Origin of the sequence: Bacillus sp. FSL P4-0248 (assembly GCF_038593305.1) — a bacterium.
Lineage (GTDB): Bacteria > Bacillota > Bacilli > Bacillales > Bacillaceae > Bacillus > Bacillus safensis.
On the sequence record NZ_CP151983.1, the window covers coordinates 2253560 to 2273345 of the forward strand.

The window sequence follows — 19786 nt, forward strand, 5'->3', positions numbered from 1 at the left end:
TAATTCACGTGACATTTTCACGCCCATTTCTAAAAATGTTAATAAATAGTAATATTGTTCTATTGCATGATCTTCGGTAAGAAGATGATCAACCCAATCATAACCGAAATCGCGGCGTAAACGCAAACAGCGCCTGCCGCAGCGTCCTTCGCTCTCTCTGCAAGCGGGTGCCTTTCTTCTGTCATCAGATCCACTGTATGTTCAATGGCTGTATTGACAAGTTCAAGCGCAAACATCCCCCCGCAAAGAAGAAGAACGATCAGCCATTCAAATGGGTCAATGCGGAACCAAAAGCCGCAGATCACCACGATGATGGCTGCGACTGTGTGAAATCGAAAATTCCGTTCATTCAAGAAAGTTCGCCATATTCCTCTAAATGCATAGTAAAAACTCCGAAAAAAACGGGCGAGCGGCCTTCTTTTCTTACGATGATCTCGAAAGGCCATAATCATCCAAGATTTTTGTCTGTTTGGCGAACATTTCTTTTTCATCTTCCTCTGTCATATGATCGTACCCGAGCAAATGGAGGAAGCCATGAATCGTTAAGAATCCAAGCTCTCTCATAAAGGAATGTCCATATTCCTCTGCCTGCTCTTTCGTTCGATCCACACTAATGATAATGTCACCAAGTACAGGCGGGATATCATCTGCTCCAATGATTTCAATCTCCCCTTCTCCTTCTTCCTCAAGTGCAAAGGAGATCACATCCGTTGGTGCGTCTTTTCCGCGGTATTCTTTATTGATTTGATGAATCTCTTCATTCGAAACAATCGTCACTGATACTTCCGCTTGATCCTTGACCTCAAGTTCGTCTGCAGCAAACTGAAGAAGCTTTTCCACTTCTTCAAGCTGCTCTTTTGATACTTGTCCTGTTTCATCTATTAAATCGATTAACAATGTCATTTACTTCACCTTCTGCTTCGGGGCATCTGGATATTCAATCCGAGAATGGAAAATCCCCTTTAATGTTGTACAAATCGTTTGGCTGATAATATTTAATTCTTTAAATGTGAGGTCACATTCACTAAATTGCCCGTCCTGCATTTTATCTGAAATAATGCCTTTGACAAGCTTTTCAATCCGCTCTGGATTTGGATTATGCATCGAACGAACCGCCGCTTCAACGCTGTCAGCCACAGAAATAATCGCTGCTTCTTTTGATTGCGGCTTTGGACCAGGGTAACGGAATTCTTCTTCTGTCACCTGATCATCACGCTCTTTCGCCTTATAGTAAAAGAACTTTAAAAGAGACTTCCCGTGATGCTGTTCGGCAATGTCGACAAGTTCTTCAGGAAACTTCTTTTCTCTCAGCATATCAGCGCCATCTGTCGTATGGGCAATAATAATATTTTTACTCAGCTGAGGAGAAAGCTTGTCATGCGGATTATCAATGTTCATTTGGTTTTCGATAAAGTACTGCGGTCTTTTCGTTTTCCCAATGTCATGATAATAAGCACCGACCCTTGCTAAAAGACCATTTGCGCCGACTGCTTCACATGCAGCATCCGCTAAATTCGCCACCATAACACTATGATGATATGTACCTGGTGTCTCGGTTAAAATCTTTTTGAGCAGCGGATGATTTGGATTGGATAATTCAATCAGTTTCATTGTGGAAAGAATACCAAACATGCTCTCAAAAACAGGCATTAACCCAATGACCAAGATAGATGATGCAAACCCTGACACAATCGCCATCATGAGGTTCACACCGATTTCAAGCCCTGATGGTGAAGAGTTTTGGATGAGTGTAATGGATAAAACCACAAGTACATTCACCAAAGCAACCAAAAGCCCAGCCTGCAATATTTTTGATCTTGCATTATGTTTTCTTAAAAATAAAATACCCGCCATCCCGCTCATCAGATAATAAGCGCAGATCACATAGTTAAAGACGCCGGTTACTCCTTGATTAAACATCATACTGCCGCAAAGAGCAAATACAAGACCGGAGAAGATCGCCAGCCGCTCATTAATAAGCAGCTTGATCAGCATCGTGCCAAGTGCCACTGGCACGACATAGCCTATCGTCGTATACTTCGTTTCCTGGAAGAGGCTGAACACTTCCATGATAATTAATATAATCGTGAAAATAAGCGAGTAAAGCAGTAACGACTTATTCTTATGGACAAGCGATTTTTTCCTCGATTCAAGGGAATGAACAATCGCTGCTAAGAAAAGTCCAATTAATATGAGAAGACCACTTACAGGCTTAAATAAATTTGAGCTGTTTAACAGACCCGTGAGTTCTAATTTGCGATAAACTTCCCGGTCAATGAGCTCTCCTTCTTCAACTAAGATTTGCCCCTGCTTAATTTGCACAGGCTGAATATTGTCAGCCGCTTCCTGTCTTTTCTTCTCTGTTGCCACTGGGTCAAATACATAGTTTGGAATGATCGCAAATTCACCGATTTCTTTCGCCGCATTTAAGTATTTTGATGGAATCGAATTGTTTTTAAGCTCTGTTTTGACTTGTTTTTTCTCATCTTGTAATTTCGCTGCTGTGATTTCTTTACTCATCAGTGAATTCACCACTGTGATGATGGAATCCTTAGTAAATGAGAGATTTTCATCACTTGCTTGGAGCAGTGCTTTGATGGATTGATCCGAAACAGCTTCCTGCATATCTGTTGTGAGCTTTTCTTTGACACGCTTGACCATTTCTTGATCTGATGGCGCGTTCTCTTTATCATCAGCTGCTTTCTTCTCTTCTTTAATGGCTTCAAAGAGGGATGAGATGAGGTCTACGCGATTATCAGAATACGCTTTTTTGAGCGTATATTGATCTTCTACCTGATCTGTTGCTTCTTGTTTCTTTTCTTCTGTCGCTTCTTGATCATCAACGGTTGACGGAGAATAGATGGTCTGTTCGCTCACTGAAAATAAATCTAAGTCGAGCGATTCAGGCTTTACATGGAAGAAGAGCACCACGAATAAAATGGCTGCTAAACCAGCGTACAGCAAAACATTTAAATAACGTGAGCGCTCCATTTTCTGAGGTTCTTTTTTAGACAGCAGTCTTTTGCGCTTACTGCCTTTTTGATTCTTTCTCAAGGAAAGTACCTCCTTTTTTACTTTAAACCACGATCGAAACAAAATGACCCGATGAAGACGATCGGGTCACTCAGTTCATTTTTGCTTTTCGTATGCGCCAATGATCTTCGCCACAAGCGGGTGTCTGACCACATCTGTCTGGTCTAATTCAATAAATGAGATGCCCCTGATCTCTGCAAGCATGTCCTTTGCAGCTGCAAGACCTGACTGCATGCCCTTTGGCAGATCAATCTGTGTAATATCTCCTGTAATGACCATTTTAGAGCCAAACCCAAGTCTCGTCAAAAACATTTTCATTTGGGCGGGTGTTGTATTCTGCGCTTCATCTAAAATCACAAATGCATCATCAAGCGTCCGGCCTCTCATATAGGCAAGGGGCGCTATTTCAATCACGCCGCGCTCGATCAGTCGTTCCGTATGATCACTGCCAAGCACATCATGCAGGGCATCATATAGTGGTCTTAAATAAGGATCTACTTTTTCCTTTAGATCGCCTGGTAAAAAGCCAAGACTCTCTCCTGCTTCAACAGCTGGTCTTGTCAGGATTATCCGTTTCACATGTCCATTTTTCAGCGAATGTACCGCATTGACGACTGCCAAATACGTCTTCCCTGTACCAGCAGGTCCAATTCCAAAGACCAGGTCATCTTTTTTCATCGCCGCAGCATATTCACGCTGGCCGATTGTTTTCACCCTGATCGACTTTCCTTTGGCATTTTTCGTAATTTCATCTTCATACATATTTTCAAAATAATTCAGCTTGTTTTTTTGCGCCATTTTAATGGCATAGACGACATCCCGTTCAGATATCTCAATTCCTTTACGGATGAGATGTAAAAGAGATGTGATCAAACGGCTTACTGTATCTCTCGATGCTTCCTCACCAGAAACATACACTTTTTCTCCACGTGTAATAATGGAGACGTTCAGCTCGTTTTCCATTAGTTTCAGATAAGCATCTTGATTGCCAAATAAAGCAATCGCTTCGTTTGGGCTATCCAATTTTTGTTGAATCTCAAGTAAATGTTCTGTCATTCTCTAGTCTCCCTGAACAATAGGTGTTGGTTGAACAATATCTTCTATTACTTGGTAAAGGATGATTAACTTAACTTTACCATTCCCTGTTGTCTCGTGCAAAACTTTTTCACTTTTCACCTCTCCTGTTTGACCTAGCTTCTCTTCTAATTCTTTTTTACCCATTTTAATCCCTGCTTGAACCGCTTCTTTATTTGTGTATTCGCGATTTATTTTCTCACTTTCGCGTGTAATTTCCTTTTCATAAGAGAATGGGAGCTGCATGTTTAAGAAATGAAGCGGATGAACTTCTGTTTCTGTTTTTGGCTGCTTAAAATCATCCTTTTTAAAAGAAAAGCCCCAAAATGGCAGTGAGCCTCCAAATGCGGAGAGTTTGTGCTTTGTCTTCATTTTACCCGTAAAAACGTCAAAAGATGTTCGAAGAGGGACAGAAACTTCTGAACGATACCACGTTTCACCATAGATTTTCGCTTTGGCTCCTACCGTTTTTTGCTGATCTTCGCTGCCAATGAGTCCAGAGACAAGCATCTGTCCTTTCTTTACATGTTCATCAACCGCGGCAAGCGGCTCCCCTTTTTCTACATACATTCTCGTGATGACAGCCTTTTTCTTGGCGACGATATGCTGAGGACTCGTGTATTTTTCTTTTTCAGGTTCATTTTTTTCCACAACTTTCATTTGAAAGGTTGTTCCGTTTAGTTCTACGCCGACCCATGTGATGCTTTGAATATTGGTTGTCAGGGATTTTTGAATTTTTTCAGGTGTTCCCATTAGAAACTGAAAACGTCCTTTTTGCACCCCAATGTCGTCTAAATGCTTTCTCATTTGATGTTCAGTTTCTGGATTGGCTCCTTTAATATCGATTTTCCATACCATGTTTGAAAGCGCCAATATCGTCACTAAAAAGCATACAATCCCAAGGGTAAATCCGATATTCTTCCTTGACCATAGGAGTAGAAATGGAAAGCCCTTTTTTTGATGAAATGAACATGTCACGTCATGATGTCTGCGTACCTTTCTGAAGGCATGTACATCTGATAAGCGAATAAATAAGCGCACGCTGTCTTGACGGCGGCTCACTTGAAACATTGTGATCCCCTGCCTCGTGCACTCATTAATGAGCCGCTCAATGCCATTTCCTTTGATCTCCACTTCCACTCTGCCAATAAAATAGGCGAACCATTTATTCTTCACGCTTCTCCCCTCCGTCAGTTAAGAATCAATATAACGGACCTCATCGATTTTCCCTTCCAATAAAATCTCTTCTGGCAAAATCGTTTTAATCACAAAATCTTTCCCTGAAATAATGCATTGTCCCTGTTTGAGCATCAGCCTTACCTCTTGATCACTGAAAAGCAAAAGCCCTTTATGGTTCTCTATGTAAATGTGGAGTCTGCCAACCATCGTAATACGTGGAAGATCCATCATCACGTCTGGAGGGATTTCAAGTGTTCTTGTCAGCCATGCTTTAAGTCGATTTTTTCTTTTTCCCATTCAATAAGAACCCCTTCCCACCTCATGTGTATGAGATCAAACTGAAAGATGGTGAGACTGATGAGAAAGCCTCTATATCATCCTATTCCTCAGGGGTTCATATCATGCTAATGAATCCCGTAAAACAGCTGTTTCAGCATTTTCTTTAAGAAAAAATGCCATCAGGCAAAAAAAGCCCCCTTTTTCATAAAGGGGGCTTTCTTCTTTATCTTTTATATGGCCGTTTCATCGTTCTGTGCGGCTTTTTCGCGCGCGGCTCTCCAAATACTTCTCCAAGGATCATTCCTTGAACAATTGTATCTTGGTTCAGCTTCTCAATGAATTTTGGCCTCATTTCAGCAGATGCAGCCTTTGGCCTTGTCAGCTCTCTTTCAAGCGATTGGAACTCTTTGTTCAGCTCGTTTTTTCTTTCTTCCATTTCGGCAAGTGTAGCCGTATAGCGATCTTGTAAGGACGGAGAAGTTTTTTTCTTCATCCCGCCATGATCATGTACATCGCCGAAATCGTCCAGCTGATCCGTCACGACTGGATCTGGACTTGTTTGCTTTGTTTGCTTTTGGGGCACCTGCTTACGCTGAGGAGCGGGCTTCTTTTGCTGATTCTGCTCTTCGTTCTCCTCTTGTTTGCCGATCTTCCCAAAGACGGCAGAGATGATACCGATGATAATCGCAATTAGTAGCGGATTTTCAAATAGAATGTCCAATGGGCTCCCTCCTTAAAGCGTGAGAGGATGCTTATTTGTTTTCATTATCAGATGGACCTTTTGTCATTTTGCCAAATGAATCTCTCATATCCGTATCAGCATCGATATTCTTAATGTTCATGTAGTCCATAACACCAATATTGCCTTCACGTAATGCTTCAGCCATTGCAAGTGGTACTTCAGCCTCTGCTTCTACGACTTTCGCGCGCATTTCTTCAACTTTCGCACGCATCTCTTGTTCTTGTGCAACAGCCATTGCGCGGCGTTCTTCTGCTTTCGCCTGTGCAATGTTTTTGTCTGCTTCTGCTTGGTCTGTTTGCAGGATCGCCCCGATGTTCTTACCGATATCAACATCTGCGATATCAATTGAGAGAATTTCAAATGCAGTACCTGAATCTAATCCTTTACCAAGAACCGTTTGAGAAATCATATCAGGGTTCTCAAGAACCTTTTTATGATTATCTGATGAACCGATTGTAGAGACAATCCCTTCACCTACACGGGCAATAATTGTTTCTTCCCCTGCACCACCGACAAGTCGGTCGATGTTTGCACGAACTGTAATACGTGCTTTTGCTTTGACTTCAATCCCGTCCATCGCAACACCAGAGATAAATGGTGTTTCAATGACTTTAGGGTTTACACTCATTTGAACTGCTTCAAGTACATCACGGCCTGCTAGGTCGATGGCTGCACAGCGGGCAAAGTTCAATTCGATATTCGCGCGTTGAGCTGCAATTAATGCGTTCACAACTCTGTCCACGTTACCACCTGCAAGATAGTGGCTCTCCAGCTGGTTAATCGTCACATCAAGACCTGCTTTATGTGCTTTGATGAGCGGGTTGACCACTCGGTTTGGAATCACTCGGCGCAGTCTCATTCCGACAAGTGTAAAAATGCTCACTTTTACGCCAGCCGCTAGGGCAGAAATCCACAGCATCACCGGTACAAAGGTGAAAAAGATCGATAGAACAATCAAACCTGCTGCGATAATCACAAATAATAGTAAAGTAGATGGATCCATTTTATTCCTCCTCTAAAATCAGTATATCTATACTTTCCTCACGACAATGCGTGAGCCTTCCGCTTTCACAATTTTTACTTGTTCATCTTTATCGATAAATGCACCTTCTGACACAACATCAATGCGCTCATCTCCAAGTACGATCGTACCAGATGGACGAAGTGCAGTGGCTGTCACTGCGATTTGTCCAACAAGATCCTCTCTTGTTTCATTTGAGACATAACCGCTTTCCTTATTGGTTGAATCGGTTAAAATGAACTTTTTAAAGAATTTCATACGTTTCCCCAACACCTTTGTCAATAAAATAACTGCTATAGTTGAAACAGCAGTGGCAATCAAGATGGAAATCGCCATTTCTGTAAAGCTTCCAGCTGCTAAAAATAAGCTGACAACGACACAGATCAGTCCAATGACACCTACGATTCCCCCTGGCAAAAACAATTCCAGAATGATGAGTGCAATCCCTGCTAAAAACAGGAACAACGTCTCATATCCTGCAAAACCTGCCACGAGATGACCATAAAAGAATAGAAGAAGCGCTGTCACTCCCATGGTGCCCGGGACCCCAAAGCCAGGAGAATAGAGCTCAACAACTAACCCTAAGCTTGCAATGGATAAAAGGATTGGAATGACAATTGGGTGCGTAAGAAAACGCGCAACCTTTTCAGCAAAGCTCACTTCATCGTATTGAACAGAAGCGTCTTGTAATTTCAGCTTCTGAAGCAAGTCATCCATATTTTTTGCTTCCCCTTCTGCATACCCGAATTGAAGCGCACGGTCTGTATTGAAGGTGAGCAATTCTCCTTTTGGTGCACCGGCTTCTTTTGCGTCTATATCTACATCTGCCATGGCAAGAGCATACTTTGGATCACGCCCCTGCTTTTCGGCAGCATCACTCATTTCAGCAAGCCATAGAGATTCAGATTTTTGATCGGCAGCATTGCCTTCTCCATCAATGATCGCAGCAGCCCCCATTTTTCCATTCGGGGTCATATAAATTTGATCGGCATTTAGCGCGATGAAGGCCCCGGCTGAAAGCGCTCTATGATTGACAAACGCTGTCACTGGGATATCGGAAGCACGAATCGTATCTGCGATCTCAAGCGCTGCATCAACTGCACCACCTGGTGTATTGATGTCGAGAATAATATGCTTCGCCCGTTCCGACTTTGCCTGCTCAAACGATCGTTCAATGAATTTAGAAAGTCCTTTTTCTACTGTATCTTCAATTGGGATAACATGAACTTTCTGATCTGCTGATTTCGCGGTCAATTGAACCCCTAATAACAAGCATATTATAAAACAACTGAAGAGAGCAATAGAAATTTTTATTTTTTTCATCTATTTGGTGATCCCTCCTCTCTTTCTTCATTTTACCGTTCCTTTACATACGTTACAAATGTATCATAGGTTTCATTTTTATATGACAGAATCACGAGGGCATAAAAAAAGTATCCTTCTAACAATAGAAGGATACTTTTTATTGAGACAGCTGCTCGCTGACAAGTCTGTTAATGACAGCTCCATCAGCTTTACCTTTTACTTTTGGCATAATAGCGCTCATGACTTTACCCATGTCAGCCTTCGAGGAAGCACCTGTTTCAGCGACCGTTTCTTTCACGATCGTTTGCAGTTCTTCTTCAGAAAGCTGTTCAGGTAAATAAACGTCTAATATGTCAATCTCTTTTTGAACTTTATCTACTAAATCTAAGCGATTAGCTTTCGAAAATTCACGGAGGGAGTCTTTACGTTGCTTAATCTCGCGGGAAAGGACGGTTAGTTCCTCATCGCCGGTCAAACTGTCTTTCTTAAGCTTAATTGCTTCATTTTGCAGCGAAGCCTTTACCATACGAATGACAACAAGCTTGTCTTTCTCACGGTTTTTCATCATAAGCTTCATATCAGAATTTAATTGCTCAAGAAGACTCATAAAATCCACCCTCTTTAGAATTTACGTTTTCTAGCAGCTTCAGACTTTTTCTTACGCTTTACGCTAGGCTTTTCATAAAATTCACGCTTTCTTGCTTCTTGCAATGTTCCAGTTTTGGATACACTGCGTTTAAAGCGACGAAGAGCATCTTCAAGCGATTCGTTTTTTCTAACGACCGTTTTTGACATTCTCTTTCCCTCCCTCCGAATACACCAATCGACTGCATTAAAAAAAGATATACATGCAAAACATGTACCTAGACATTATAATATAAGCCTAGTGTGAGGTCAACTAAGTGATTTGGAAATATATTTTCGTCATGAGCAGGTAGACAAGTCCATATATTCATTGGTAAGAGGAGGACTTTTCTATGATGGCGATCATTTATTTTTGTGCACTTATTTTCATTTTTTTATGGTCAATGGGTTTGCTGAGAAAAGGATTAATGGCGCTTGCGTCGTCTCGTATTGAGAAATCACTTCTTCTCTTTACAGATCACCCGGTCAAAGCATTCTTGGTCAGCATTGTGTTTACAGGGGTTCTACAAAGCAGTTCTGCTTTTATGGTCATCGTCATCGGCTTTGTCAGTACTGGCATTCTCTCTTTTAAAAAATCAATCCCAATGATTCTTGGAACCAATATCGGCTCAACGTTTACGACAGAATTTATCGCCATTAAAATGGACGTATTCATGTGGGTTTTGATCATAGCCGGTCTTGTATGCATTCTTTTTGGCAGGACATCTTTTAGACATGCAGGAAAAAGTTTATTTGGGCTCGGGATGATCTTTTTTTGCATACAAGGCTTTTCAAAAATTGCAGGGATGATGACAAGCCAGCCTGAGACATTGCGTTTTCTTGAAATGATGCAGCATTCAGACTGGACAGCGCTGCTTTCGGGTACCATTTTCACAGCAATTGTTCATTCGAGCTCAGTCTGTATCGGTATTTTAATGGGATTTATGAATGAAGGAACTGTGGCACTTCAGGAAGGCATCAGCTTTGTGTTGGGGTCCAATATTGGGACATGTATTACGGCTGTGATGGCTGCGATATCCGGCGGCTACGCAGCACGTCAAACGGCTTATGCACACGTCGTGTTTAATGTGCTTGGGGTTCTTTTATGCCTGCCGTTTCTCGCTCTGACCACAGAGGTTGTTGCCCTTCTCGCAAGCTCTCCTGCCCAGCAGATTGCGCATTTCAGCCTGCTGTTTAATGTGGCAAGCTCTCTCCTCTTCTTTCCGTTCATTCGCCCTTTTCACGGATTGATCTTGTGTCTCATGCCGAATCAGTCAAAATAAAAAAACCGGCTTGCTCTTTTGGCTGCCGGTTTTTTTATCTATTATGAGGTCATTCTCACTTTGTCTGGCTGCACATCATCGCTGATGCGAACGAATTGTCCTTCGTTATAAGGATAGCCCGCTTTCGTAATTTTCACTTTGACCAGACGGCCGATCATGTCCTCTGTCCCTTCAAAAACAGCTTTCATGTAGTTATCGGTATAACCAACATAAAGATTGTGGTTTCCTTCTTGTTCTTTGAAGGATTCTTCCGGAATAATCTCTAGCACATCACCTTCGTATGCTGATGCATACTCTTTCGCAAGCTGGTCAGAAAGAGCGATCAAACGGTGGACACGTTCGTTTTTCACATTCTCATCCACTTGATCTTCCATTCTTGCAGCCGGGGTACCTGTACGTTTGCTGTAAGGGAATACGTGCAGCTCAGAGAATTGATGATCTTTGACAAAATTGTACGTTTCCAAGAACTCTTCTTCTGTTTCCCCAGGGAATCCAACGATCACGTCAGAGGTGACAGCAAGTCCCGGCAATGCTTTTTTCAGCTTTGTTAAACGCTCTGCAAAGAATTCCATCGTATATTTACGGCGCATTCTTTTCAGCACAGTATTTGAGCCAGATTGAAGCGGGATGTGTAAGTGTCTGACAATTTTATCTGACTGATCAAGCACTTCAATCACTTCATCTGTAATTTGACTTGCTTCAATAGATGAAATACGGATTCGTTTTAAGCCAATAACACGTTCATCTAATTCTCTCAGAAGCTTTGCAAAGTTATAATCCTTTAAGTCTTCTCCGTATCCGCCTGTGTGAATACCTGTCAGCACAATTTCTTTATAGCCCGCATCAACAAGCTGCTGCGCTTGATTGATGACCTCTTCTGGATCACGAGAACGAAGAAGGCCGCGCGCCCAAGGAATAATGCAGAAGGTACAGAAATTGTTACAGCCTTCTTGGATTTTTAATGAAGCGCGCGTTCTGTCTGTAAAGGCAGGAACATCAAGTTCTTCAAATACACGTGCTTTCATGATATTGCCAACCCCGTTGATCGGCTGTCTTTCTCTGCGGTATTCTTCAATATACCCTAGTAATTTATGTCTGTCCTGTGTTCCAACCACAATATCAACACCAGGAATCGCCATGATTTCTGCTGGAGACGTTTGCGCATAGCAGCCTGTTACACAAATGACACCATCCGGATTATGACGAATGGCTCTTCTAATGACTTGGCGGCTTTTCTTATCGCCTGTATTCGTAACCGTACATGTATTAATGACATATACGTCTGCTTTTGATTCATACTCTTTTCTTTCATAGCCAGCTTCTTTAAACAGCTGCCAGATCGCTTCAGTTTCATAGTGATTGACCTTACAGCCAAGTGTATGGAACGCTACTGTTCCCATCATGATTCACCTCTTAATAACTCTGTTTGATAAGATATAGCAGAAAGCGCATATAAAGGAGCAGTTTCTGTTCTTAAAATGCGTGGTCCAAGCCCGCAAATGACTGCACCAAGCGTTTCAAGCTCTTCAATCTCCTTTTCTGCCAAACCGCCTTCAGGGCCAAAAACCACTAGCAAGGTTTGTCCGCCTTTCATCTGTTGAAGCACAGTTTGAAAGCGGCTTTGCTCTCCTTCTTTCGATGATTCTTCGTATGCAACGACACATTTATCGAATTCACCAGCTAATTGCGTCAGCTCTTTAAACGTTGATACTGAATAAACACGGGGAATGATATTCCGGTAGGACTGCTCGGCTGCTTCTTTCGCGATTTTCTCCCAGCGCTCTCGTTTTTTATGGGACTTTTTTTGGTCAAGCTTTGTAATAGAACGAGCAGCTTGAAACGGGATAAAAGCACTTGCGCCAAGCTCTGTGCCTTTTTGGATAATGAGCTCAAGCTTATCTCCTTTTGGAAGACCGCTTGCAATCGTCACCCTAATCGGAAGTTCTCTGTCTTGATTTGTCCAGCTTTCAAGGTGACAAATCACTTCTTCCTTTGTTATTGTATCAATTTTACTGAGCGCTTCAAAGCCGTCTGTTGTTAAACAAAGGATTTCCTGCCCTGCTTTCATCCGCATGACATTGGAAAGATGATGTACATCTTCACCTTTTATAACGATGGCTCCCTTTAACGTCACTTCTTCTTTCGTGAGGTCGATAAAATATCGTTGCATACGTGTCCTGACACCTACTCGCTTTATTTTTTCGCTATAATGCTGACCCAATCTTCCATTGACAGCACTTCAACAATGTCAAAACCCGCCTCTTCTAATGCTGTTTTGACCTGTAATTTCTTTTGTCCAATGATGCCTGATGTAATGAAATAGCCATCTTTCTTCAATAGGTCATAGGCTTGATCTGTAAAGCGCAAAATCACTTCTGCCAGAATGTTGGCGACAATCACATCACGCTCACCTGAAATTCCATCAAGCAAATTGTTTTGTTTGACCGTCACTTGGTTACTTACACCATTTAATTCGATGTTTTGCTTCGCACTTTCTACCGCAACGGTGTCGAGATCAAAGGCTTGAATGTCCTTTGCACCAAGCATCGCTGCTGCCACACTTAGAATTCCAGAGCCTGTTCCAACATCAATCACCGTATCGTTTTCCTTCACGTAGCGCTCAAGCGCCTGAATGCAAAGGACGGTTGTTGGATGCGTACCTGTTCCAAATGCCATTCCAGGGTCCATTTCAATAATCAGTTCATCAGAATGAACTGGTGTATATTCTTCCCACGTTGGAACGATGGTGAATTTTTCAGAGATTTTCACAGGATGATAGTATTTCTTCCATGCGGTTGCCCATTCTTCTTCATTTACTTCACAAATTGACAGTGTATTGCGCCCAAGGTCAATATCGTATAGAAGAAGGTTGTTGATGGCTTCTTTGATCTCATCTACCGTTTCCATCAAAAAGCTGTTCATTGGAAGATAGGCTTTCACAATGACACCTTCATCTGGATAGTCATTCGGATCGAGCTGGTAGATCTCACCGTATACATTTTCACGTTCCTTGACTAAATCAAGCGGGTCCTCAATCACGACACCACTTGCACCTGCTTCATGCAAAATATTGGTGATCGGTTCCACCGCTTCATTTGTTGTATGGACGCTAATTTCTGACCACTTCAATACTACCAACTCCTTATCCGTCTTACTCGCCTTTAAATGCGCGTTTTACCTTATCGAAAAAGCTCATTTCTTGTTCGTCTGGTTTATTTCCGCTCACTTCAGCAAATTTTCTAATGATATCTTTTTGATTGTCTGTTAAATTTGTCGGTGTGACGACACGTACAACGATATGCTGATCGCCTTGGCCGTAGCCGCGTACATTTTTCACACCTTTTCCTTTGAGTCTAAACTTCGTGCCAGTTTGAGTGCCAGCAGGAACTTTTAATTTTACTTTTCCGTGTAATGTCGGCACTTCAATTTCGTCACCTAATGCAGCCTGCGCAAAGGTAAGCGGCATCTCGCAGTAAATGTCATCTCCATCACGTTCGAAGAATTCATGCGCACGCACATGGAATACAACGAATAGATCGCCTGGAGGTCCTCCATTTACGCCTGGTTCACCTTGCCCAGACACTCTGAGCTGCTGGCCATCATCAACACCTGCAGGGATCGTCACGTTAATTTTCTTACGCTTACGCACTTTGCCAGAGCCGCCGCATGTTGAACATTTATGATCAATTTGTTTCCCTGTTCCGCTGCAGTAGTTACATACTCTGCGGTTGACCACTTTACCAAACGGAGTGGATTGCTCAACATTTAATTGACCAGAACCGCCGCAATGTGAACAGGTTTTTGCCTGCGTACCAGGCTTTGCACCTGATCCATGACATGTCTCGCAAGATTCTTCACGAGGGATTTCAATGGTTGCTTCTTTTCCAAATGCCGCTTCTTCAAACGAAAGCGTCATTGTATATTGCAGGTCCGCTCCTTGGCGCGGTGCATTTGGATCTCTTCTTCTGGCTCCGCCGCCAAAAATACTAGAGAAGATGTCATCAAAGCCGCCGAAGCCGCCAAAGTCTCCTCCTCCGCCAAAACCGCCGCCGCCAAAGCCTTGGTTTGGATCGGTATGACCGAACTGGTCATAATGCGAACGTTTTTGATCATCAGAAAGGGTTTCATAGGCTTCTTTTACTTCTTTGAATTTCTCATCTGAGCCAGCTTCTTTATTAATATCAGGGTGATACTTTTTTGAAAGCTTGCGGTATGCCTTTTTGATTTCGTCCTTTGAGGCGCTCTTACTTACGCCAAGCACTTCATAGTAATCACGCTTACTCATCTCTTCACACTCCCGATTTTCTCACATAAATACGATTGTATCATTTTGATTTAACCTTTTTCAATTCCTTTCATCGTTGAAAAGAAAAAAAGTCAAAGCCAAGAGATCCTGACTTTGACTTTCTGACGAGTACGTTTCAGCAGTCCTTTTCAAAAGTAAAGGTGATTATTTTTTCTCTTGATCGTCGTTTACTTCTTCGTATTCTGCATCCACTACATTGTCATCTGCTTTTTGAGCACCTTCAGCGCCTTCTTGCTGAGCTTGTGCTTGTTTTGCAGCTTCTTCATAGAGCTTTGTCGTTAATTCTTGAACGATTGTTTGCAGCTCATCTTTTTTCGCTTTGATGTCTTCAAACTCGCCTTTTTCGATCGCAGCTTTTAGCGCATCTTTCGCGTCATTTGCTTTTTTCACTTGCTCTTCATCGATTTTGCCTTCTAGATCTTTTAATGTTTTTTCAGTTGTGAACACTAATTGATCTGCTTCGTTGCGCACTTCGATTTCTTCTTTTTTCTTCGCATCTGCTTCAGCATTTTCTTCTGCTTCTTTGACCATTTTTTCGATCTCATCATCAGAAAGACCTGAAGAAGATTTGATTGTGATGTTTTGCTCTTTGCCTGTACCCATATCTTTCGCACGTACGTTGACAATACCGTTTTTATCGATATCAAAAGATACTTCGATTTGCGGTACGCCGCGTGGTGCCGGCGGGATATCAGTCAATTGGAAGCGGCCTAATGTTTTGTTATCTGCAGCCATTGGGCGCTCACCTTGCAGGACATGGATATCTACAGCTGTTTGGTTGTCAGCAGCTGTTGAGAATACTTGAGATTTACTTGTTGGAATTGTTGTATTGCGTTCAATCAGCTTCGTGAATACGCCGCCCATTGTTTCAATTCCTAAAGAAAGTGGTGTTACGTCAAGAAGAACAACGTCTTTGACATCTCCTGTGATCACTCCACCTTGGATGGCTGCACCAAGTGCAACTACTTCATCAGGGTTTACACCTTTATGAGGCTCTTTGCCTGTTTCTTTTTTGATTGCTTCTTGTACTGCAGGAATACGAGTTGATCCACCAACAAGGATGACTTTATCAATCTCACTAGCAGATAAACCAGCATCTTTCAGTGATTGACGTACAGGTGTCATTGTACGCTCTACAAGATCTGCAGAAAGCTCTTCAAATTTAGCACGCGTTAACGTTAATTCAAGGTGAAGAGGACCTGCTTCTCCAGCTGTGATAAATGGCAGTGAGATTTGTGTAGAAGATACACCAGAAAGATCTTTTTTCGCTTTTTCAGCAGCATCTTTTAAACGCTGAAGCGCCATTTTATCTTTAGAAAGATCAATGCCATTTTCTTTTTTGAATTCAGCCACTAGGTGATCAATGATGACTTGGTCAAAATCGTCTCCACCTAGACGGTTGTCCCCAGCAGTTGAGCGCACTTCAAAGACGCCGTCTCCAAGCTCAAGGATCGATACGTCAAATGTACCGCCGCCAAGGTCGTATACAAGAATCGTTTGATCTTCTTCTGTTTTATCTAAACCATATGCAAGTGCAGCTGCTGTTGGTTCGTTGATGATACGTTCTACTTCAAGACCAGCAATTTTACCAGCATCTTTCGTTGCTTGACGTTCTGCATCGTTGAAGTAAGCAGGAACTGTGATAACAGCTTTTGTTACTTCTTCGCCAAGATAGCCTTCAGCGTATGATTTAAGATGCTGAAGAATAATCGCAGAGATTTCCTGCGGCGTGTAGTTCTTGCCTTCAACTTCTACTTTATAATCAGTACCCATATGTCTTTTAACAGACATGATCGTGTTCGGGTTTGTAATTGATTGACGTTTTGCTACTTCACCCACTTGGCGCTCTCCGTTTTTAAAAGCGACAACAGATGGTGTTGTACGTGCTCCTTCAGCGTTAGCAATGACTTTTGGCTCGCCGCCTTCAAGTACTGCAACACATGAGTTTGTTGTTCCTAAGTCAATCCCAATGATTTTACTCATATTCGATGACCTCCCATTATGTAGTTATTGATTTACTTTTACCATTGATGGACGAATAACTCGGTCTTTGAGTTTATAGCCCTTTTGCAATTCTTCTACAACGATATTTGAATCGTAGTTTTCATCTTCAACTTGCATGACGGCTTGATGAAGGTTTGGATCGAACTCTTTGCCGACAGCTTCAATTGGTTCTACGCCTTCATTTTTCAACGCTTCTACCAGCTGGCGGTAAACCATTTGCATTCCTTCTAACAAACTTTTCGTCTGCTCATTGTCTGGATCAATTCCAAGCGCTCTTTCAAAGTTATCAAGAGCTGGGAGAAGATCACTGACAACATGTTGAGAACGATATTTTTGCACGGTCTCCACTTCAGTTCGAGCACGGCGTTTATAGTTTTCAAAATCTGCTTGAACACGCAGAATTTTGTTTTCTTTTTCATCTAGAAGCTGCTGCAATTCATCGATTTTTTCTTGGAAGGCAGACTGTTCATCATTTGTTACTTCCTCAGTATCTGCTTGAACTGCTTCTTCTTGTGCTTCAACCTCTGCTTCTTGCTCAGGTGTCTGTTTTTCTTCTGACATTGTGTTCACCTCCCTCAAAAGATTCAAAAATACGAAGGGGCTGTGCCCCTATCTTTTATCACCCTACTCATCATACAAATTGGAAAGTGCGTTTGACAAGTCTTTTGATACATGATGCAAGAGACTGACAACCCGCCCATAATCCATACGGGTTGGACCAATGACGGCAATGGAGCCGAGTGATTTTTGATCAATCGAATAAGTAGCTGTGATTAGGCTACAGTTCTCCATCGCTTCCAAATTGTTTTCTGAACCGATTTTAATGGTGATTCCTTGCTGATTTGGATGAAACAGCTGCATGACATCATTCTTTTGCTCAATAAGCATCATGAGTGAGCGGATGCGGTCAATGTCATGAAACTCCGGCTGATTCAACATATTAATCTTCCCGCCAAAGAAAAGTTTTGATTCATTTTGAGTCGATGTAAATGTATTGCCGAGCGCATCTAAAATATGATCATAATCTTTTAAATGCGTACGAAGAAGCATCACAACTTCTTTATACATTCTGTCCTTCAGCTGATCCATCGGGACTCCGGCTAGGCGGCTGTTTAAAATATTCATCAGCTTCTCAATATCGGAGACATCGAGATGCTCAGAGAAGGTAATGGTTTTGTTTTCAACATGTCCGCTGTCTGTAATCATGATCGCCACTGCTTTGTTTGGCTGAACAGGGACAAGCTGAATTTGCTTTAATCGATTTTCACTTAGCTTTGGACCAAGCACAATCGATGTATAGTTTGTGAGATCTGATAAAATTTCCGCCGATTTTTGAACTGTCTTTTCCAGCTCAAAAATTTTCTCCTGAAAGGCCGACTGGATGAGCACAAGCTCTTTAGACGACAGTTTTCGCGGAGAGAGCAAATGATCTACATAATAACGATATCCTTTTTCGGAAGGAATTCTTCCTGATGAAGAATGGGTCTTTTCAATAAAACCAAGTTCCTCCAAATCAGCCATTTCGTTTCTAATCGTCGCAGAGCTGAATGTAATGTCTTCTTTTTTAGAAAGAGTCCTTGATCCAACTGGCTGCGCCGAACGAATAAAGTCATTAATGATGACTTGCAGAATCAAAAGCTGACGATTTGTTAACATCATCATCACCCCTGTTAGCACTCTCTTTCAACGAGTGCTAATTGTATAAACAAAATTACCAAACTCAAATTAAAATGTCAATTATAACTCACCGAGAAACGCTTGAAATACTTCATTGCCTAACAATTTTCCTTTTCTTGTTAAACGTATCCCCTTGTCATCTTTTACAATGAGGCCTTTTTCTTCTAAATCTTCAAGAACAGTGGAAAAAAGTGCTTCTGGTGCAGCACCATATTTTGCTTGGAAATCAGCGCTTTTCACCCCTTCGATTTTTCGAAGACCTAAAAACATTTCTTCTTCTATTTGCTCTGCTTTTGTGACCTGATGTGTTTCCTTATACGGGAACCCTGTTTGGTCAATCAGCTCCAAATAATGTTTCACCGGCCCTGCGTTCACATTTCGGATGCCATCTACATACCCGTGTGCGCCTGCACCAAAACCGAAGTAATCTTCATTGCTCCAATAGGTCAGGTTATGCTGGCTTTCAAAGCCAGGTTTGGCGTAATTGCTAATTTCGTACTGCTTTAATCCATGGCGCTCCATTTCATCCATCACAAGCTCATACATTTCAGCCTCACGTTCTTGTGGCGGTAAATGAAGTTTTCCTTTTTGCATTAAGTTATAAAAAACGGTTTTCGGCTCGACGATGAGTGAGTAAACCGAATAATGCTCTGCCCCCAGCGAGAAAGCCGTCTCAAGTGAATTCATCACATGATGCTTTTCTTGATGCGGCAAGCCAAACATGAGATCGAGGCTAATATTGTCAAATCCAACCGCTCTAGCTCGCTCAAAGGATGTAAGGACATCCTTCTTTTGATGAACTCGTCCAATTTTCTTGAGCAAATCGTCTTCAAAAGTTTGAACGCCAAAGCTCAGACGATTCACGCCGGCTGCTTTAAGCACATGCAGTTTCTCAAGCGATAATTCATCTGGGTTTGCTTCTACTGCAAATTCAATCAGATTTTTTGTCGGCTTCAATACGCTGTGAATGCTGTTCATGAGCTTGTCTAGCTGACTGACAGTCAGTGATGTCGGGGTTCCCCCGCCAATAAAAATTGTCTTTAGTTCCTGCTCGCCTTTTTGCTCGATCGTGTGCTGCATCTCTTTCTCAAGAGCCGCTAAGTATTCGTCGACTGGCTGCGTTTTGATGAAAAATTTATTGAAATCACAATAGTGGCAAATATGCTCACAAAATGGAATGTGAATGTATGCTGCTTTCATTTGATGACACCTTCTTTACAGGTAAAGAGCCGCAGTTTATCGCTGCGGCGTCTTTGTTT

The 19786-nt window shown here is 42.1% G+C and carries 20 protein-coding genes; 1 reads left to right on the plus strand and 19 read right to left on the minus strand.

Annotated elements, in window-relative coordinates:
• Positions 1-59: 59 nt before the first annotated feature.
• The 11 genes from NST65_RS11505 to rpsU form a co-directional block, all read right to left on the minus strand.
• On the minus strand, positions 60-446 hold the full coding sequence (locus tag NST65_RS11505; RefSeq protein ID WP_024423020.1) for a diacylglycerol kinase family protein: 387 nt from the start codon (positions 444-446) through the stop codon (positions 60-62).
• Entirely contained in the window at positions 424-903 is a 480-nt protein-coding gene (ybeY, locus tag NST65_RS11510; RefSeq protein WP_024423021.1) for an rRNA maturation RNase YbeY, read from the minus strand. The genes NST65_RS11505 and ybeY overlap by 23 nt, the downstream gene beginning before the upstream one ends.
• Positions 904-2991, minus strand: a complete 2088-nt coding sequence (locus NST65_RS11515) for an HD family phosphohydrolase (RefSeq protein WP_170825875.1) — start codon at positions 2989-2991, stop codon at positions 904-906.
• Positions 2992-3129: 138 nt separating this feature from the next.
• A complete protein-coding gene (locus NST65_RS11520) occupies positions 3130-4089 on the minus strand; it encodes a PhoH family protein (RefSeq protein WP_046311804.1) in 960 nt (319 codons plus the stop codon).
• A gap of 3 nt (positions 4090-4092) precedes the next feature.
• Positions 4093-5283 carry a sporulation protein YqfD gene (gene yqfD / locus NST65_RS11525; protein ID WP_041118008.1) on the minus strand — a complete coding sequence of 397 codons (1191 nt, stop codon included), beginning with the start codon at positions 5281-5283 and terminating at the stop codon, positions 4093-4095.
• Positions 5284-5301: 18 nt separating this feature from the next.
• The gene (gene yqfC / locus NST65_RS11530) at positions 5302-5583 is read right to left on the minus strand and encodes a sporulation protein YqfC (protein ID WP_012010618.1); all 282 of its coding nucleotides are present in this window, start codon (positions 5581-5583) and stop codon (positions 5302-5304) included.
• A 205-nt stretch (positions 5584-5788) separates the two neighbouring features.
• On the minus strand, positions 5789-6286 hold the full coding sequence (locus NST65_RS11535; RefSeq protein WP_070326493.1) for a hypothetical protein: 498 nt from the start codon (positions 6284-6286) through the stop codon (positions 5789-5791).
• Between the two features lie 31 nt (positions 6287-6317).
• Positions 6318-7310: a flotillin-like protein FloA gene (gene floA, locus NST65_RS11540; RefSeq protein WP_024423026.1), complete on the minus strand. Its 993-nt coding sequence runs from the start codon at positions 7308-7310 to the stop codon at positions 6318-6320.
• A gap of 27 nt (positions 7311-7337) precedes the next feature.
• Entirely contained in the window at positions 7338-8651 is a 1314-nt protein-coding gene (locus NST65_RS11545) for a nodulation protein NfeD (protein ID WP_034280117.1), read from the minus strand.
• Between the two features lie 139 nt (positions 8652-8790).
• Positions 8791-9240, minus strand: coding sequence for a GatB/YqeY domain-containing protein (locus NST65_RS11550; RefSeq protein ID WP_034280115.1), 450 nt, complete (start codon positions 9238-9240; stop codon positions 8791-8793).
• A 14-nt stretch (positions 9241-9254) separates the two neighbouring features.
• Positions 9255-9428 (minus strand): 30S ribosomal protein S21, encoded by a 174-nt coding sequence (gene rpsU, locus NST65_RS11555; RefSeq protein ID WP_003152957.1) that lies wholly within the window; start codon positions 9426-9428, stop codon positions 9255-9257.
• A gap of 182 nt (positions 9429-9610) precedes the next feature.
• Between rpsU and NST65_RS11560 the strand changes: the two genes are divergently transcribed.
• The gene (locus tag NST65_RS11560) at positions 9611-10540 is read left to right on the plus strand and encodes a Na/Pi symporter (protein WP_111926451.1); all 930 of its coding nucleotides are present in this window, start codon (positions 9611-9613) and stop codon (positions 10538-10540) included.
• A 41-nt stretch (positions 10541-10581) separates the two neighbouring features.
• Here NST65_RS11560 and mtaB read toward each other — a convergent pair whose 3' ends face one another.
• The 8 genes from mtaB to hemW all read right to left on the minus strand — a co-directional run bounded on the left by mtaB (position 10582) and on the right by hemW (position 19727).
• Entirely contained in the window at positions 10582-11940 is a 1359-nt protein-coding gene (gene mtaB, locus NST65_RS11565; protein WP_111926449.1) for a tRNA (N(6)-L-threonylcarbamoyladenosine(37)-C(2))-methylthiotransferase MtaB, read from the minus strand.
• Positions 11940-12710 carry a 16S rRNA (uracil(1498)-N(3))-methyltransferase gene (locus NST65_RS11570; protein WP_024427953.1) on the minus strand — a complete coding sequence of 257 codons (771 nt, stop codon included), beginning with the start codon at positions 12708-12710 and terminating at the stop codon, positions 11940-11942. The genes mtaB and NST65_RS11570 overlap by 1 nt, the downstream gene beginning before the upstream one ends.
• Positions 12711-12733: 23 nt before the next feature.
• Positions 12734-13669 (minus strand): 50S ribosomal protein L11 methyltransferase, encoded by a 936-nt coding sequence (prmA, locus tag NST65_RS11575; RefSeq protein WP_046311816.1) that lies wholly within the window; start codon positions 13667-13669, stop codon positions 12734-12736.
• Between the two features lie 22 nt (positions 13670-13691).
• Positions 13692-14825, minus strand: a complete 1134-nt coding sequence (gene dnaJ / locus NST65_RS11580; protein ID WP_024427952.1) for a molecular chaperone DnaJ — start codon at positions 14823-14825, stop codon at positions 13692-13694.
• Positions 14826-14990: 165 nt separating this feature from the next.
• Positions 14991-16829, minus strand: coding sequence for a molecular chaperone DnaK (gene dnaK, locus NST65_RS11585; protein ID WP_041086261.1), 1839 nt, complete (start codon positions 16827-16829; stop codon positions 14991-14993).
• 24 nt (positions 16830-16853) lie between these two features.
• Complete coding sequence (gene grpE / locus NST65_RS11590; protein WP_024423035.1) at positions 16854-17411, minus strand: nucleotide exchange factor GrpE; 558 nt, start codon at positions 17409-17411, stop codon at positions 16854-16856.
• Positions 17412-17474: 63 nt separating this feature from the next.
• Positions 17475-18506, minus strand: a complete 1032-nt coding sequence (hrcA, locus tag NST65_RS11595; protein ID WP_003217350.1) for a heat-inducible transcriptional repressor HrcA — start codon at positions 18504-18506, stop codon at positions 17475-17477.
• 81 nt (positions 18507-18587) lie between these two features.
• Positions 18588-19727, minus strand: a complete 1140-nt coding sequence (gene hemW / locus NST65_RS11600) for a radical SAM family heme chaperone HemW (protein ID WP_024423037.1) — start codon at positions 19725-19727, stop codon at positions 18588-18590.
• Between the last annotated feature and the right edge of the window lie 59 nt (positions 19728-19786).

Coding starts and splice junctions, on each gene's coding strand:
- NST65_RS11560 (WP_111926451.1), top strand. CDS start 9,611: ATGATGGCGATCATTTATTTTTGTGCACTTATTTTCATTTTTTTATGG.
- NST65_RS11515 (WP_170825875.1), bottom strand. CDS start 2,991: ATGGAGCGCTCACGTTATTTAAATGTTTTGCTGTACGCTGGTTTAGCA.
- yqfC (WP_012010618.1), bottom strand. CDS start 5,583: ATGGGAAAAAGAAAAAATCGACTTAAAGCATGGCTGACAAGAACACTT.
- dnaJ (WP_024427952.1), bottom strand. CDS start 14,825: ATGAGTAAGCGTGATTACTATGAAGTGCTTGGCGTAAGTAAGAGCGCC.
- NST65_RS11545 (WP_034280117.1), bottom strand. CDS start 8,651: ATGAAAAAAATAAAAATTTCTATTGCTCTCTTCAGTTGTTTTATAATA.
- NST65_RS11570 (WP_024427953.1), bottom strand. CDS start 12,710: ATGCAACGATATTTTATCGACCTCACGAAAGAAGAAGTGACGTTAAAG.
- hemW (WP_024423037.1), bottom strand. CDS start 19,727: ATGAAAGCAGCATACATTCACATTCCATTTTGTGAGCATATTTGCCAC.
- NST65_RS11550 (WP_034280115.1), bottom strand. CDS start 9,240: ATGAGTCTTCTTGAGCAATTAAATTCTGATATGAAGCTTATGATGAAA.
- grpE (WP_024423035.1), bottom strand. CDS start 17,411: ATGTCAGAAGAAAAACAGACACCTGAGCAAGAAGCAGAGGTTGAAGCA.
- mtaB (WP_111926449.1), bottom strand. CDS start 11,940: ATGGGAACAGTAGCGTTCCATACACTTGGCTGTAAGGTCAATCACTAT.
- NST65_RS11505 (WP_024423020.1), bottom strand. CDS start 446: ATGGCCTTTCGAGATCATCGTAAGAAAAGAAGGCCGCTCGCCCGTTTT.
- rpsU (WP_003152957.1), bottom strand. CDS start 9,428: ATGTCAAAAACGGTCGTTAGAAAAAACGAATCGCTTGAAGATGCTCTT.
- floA (WP_024423026.1), bottom strand. CDS start 7,310: ATGGATCCATCTACTTTACTATTATTTGTGATTATCGCAGCAGGTTTG.
- ybeY (WP_024423021.1), bottom strand. CDS start 903: ATGACATTGTTAATCGATTTAATAGATGAAACAGGACAAGTATCAAAA.
- hrcA (WP_003217350.1), bottom strand. CDS start 18,506: ATGTTAACAAATCGTCAGCTTTTGATTCTGCAAGTCATCATTAATGAC.
- dnaK (WP_041086261.1), bottom strand. CDS start 16,829: ATGAGTAAAATCATTGGGATTGACTTAGGAACAACAAACTCATGTGTT.
- NST65_RS11520 (WP_046311804.1), bottom strand. CDS start 4,089: ATGACAGAACATTTACTTGAGATTCAACAAAAATTGGATAGCCCAAAC.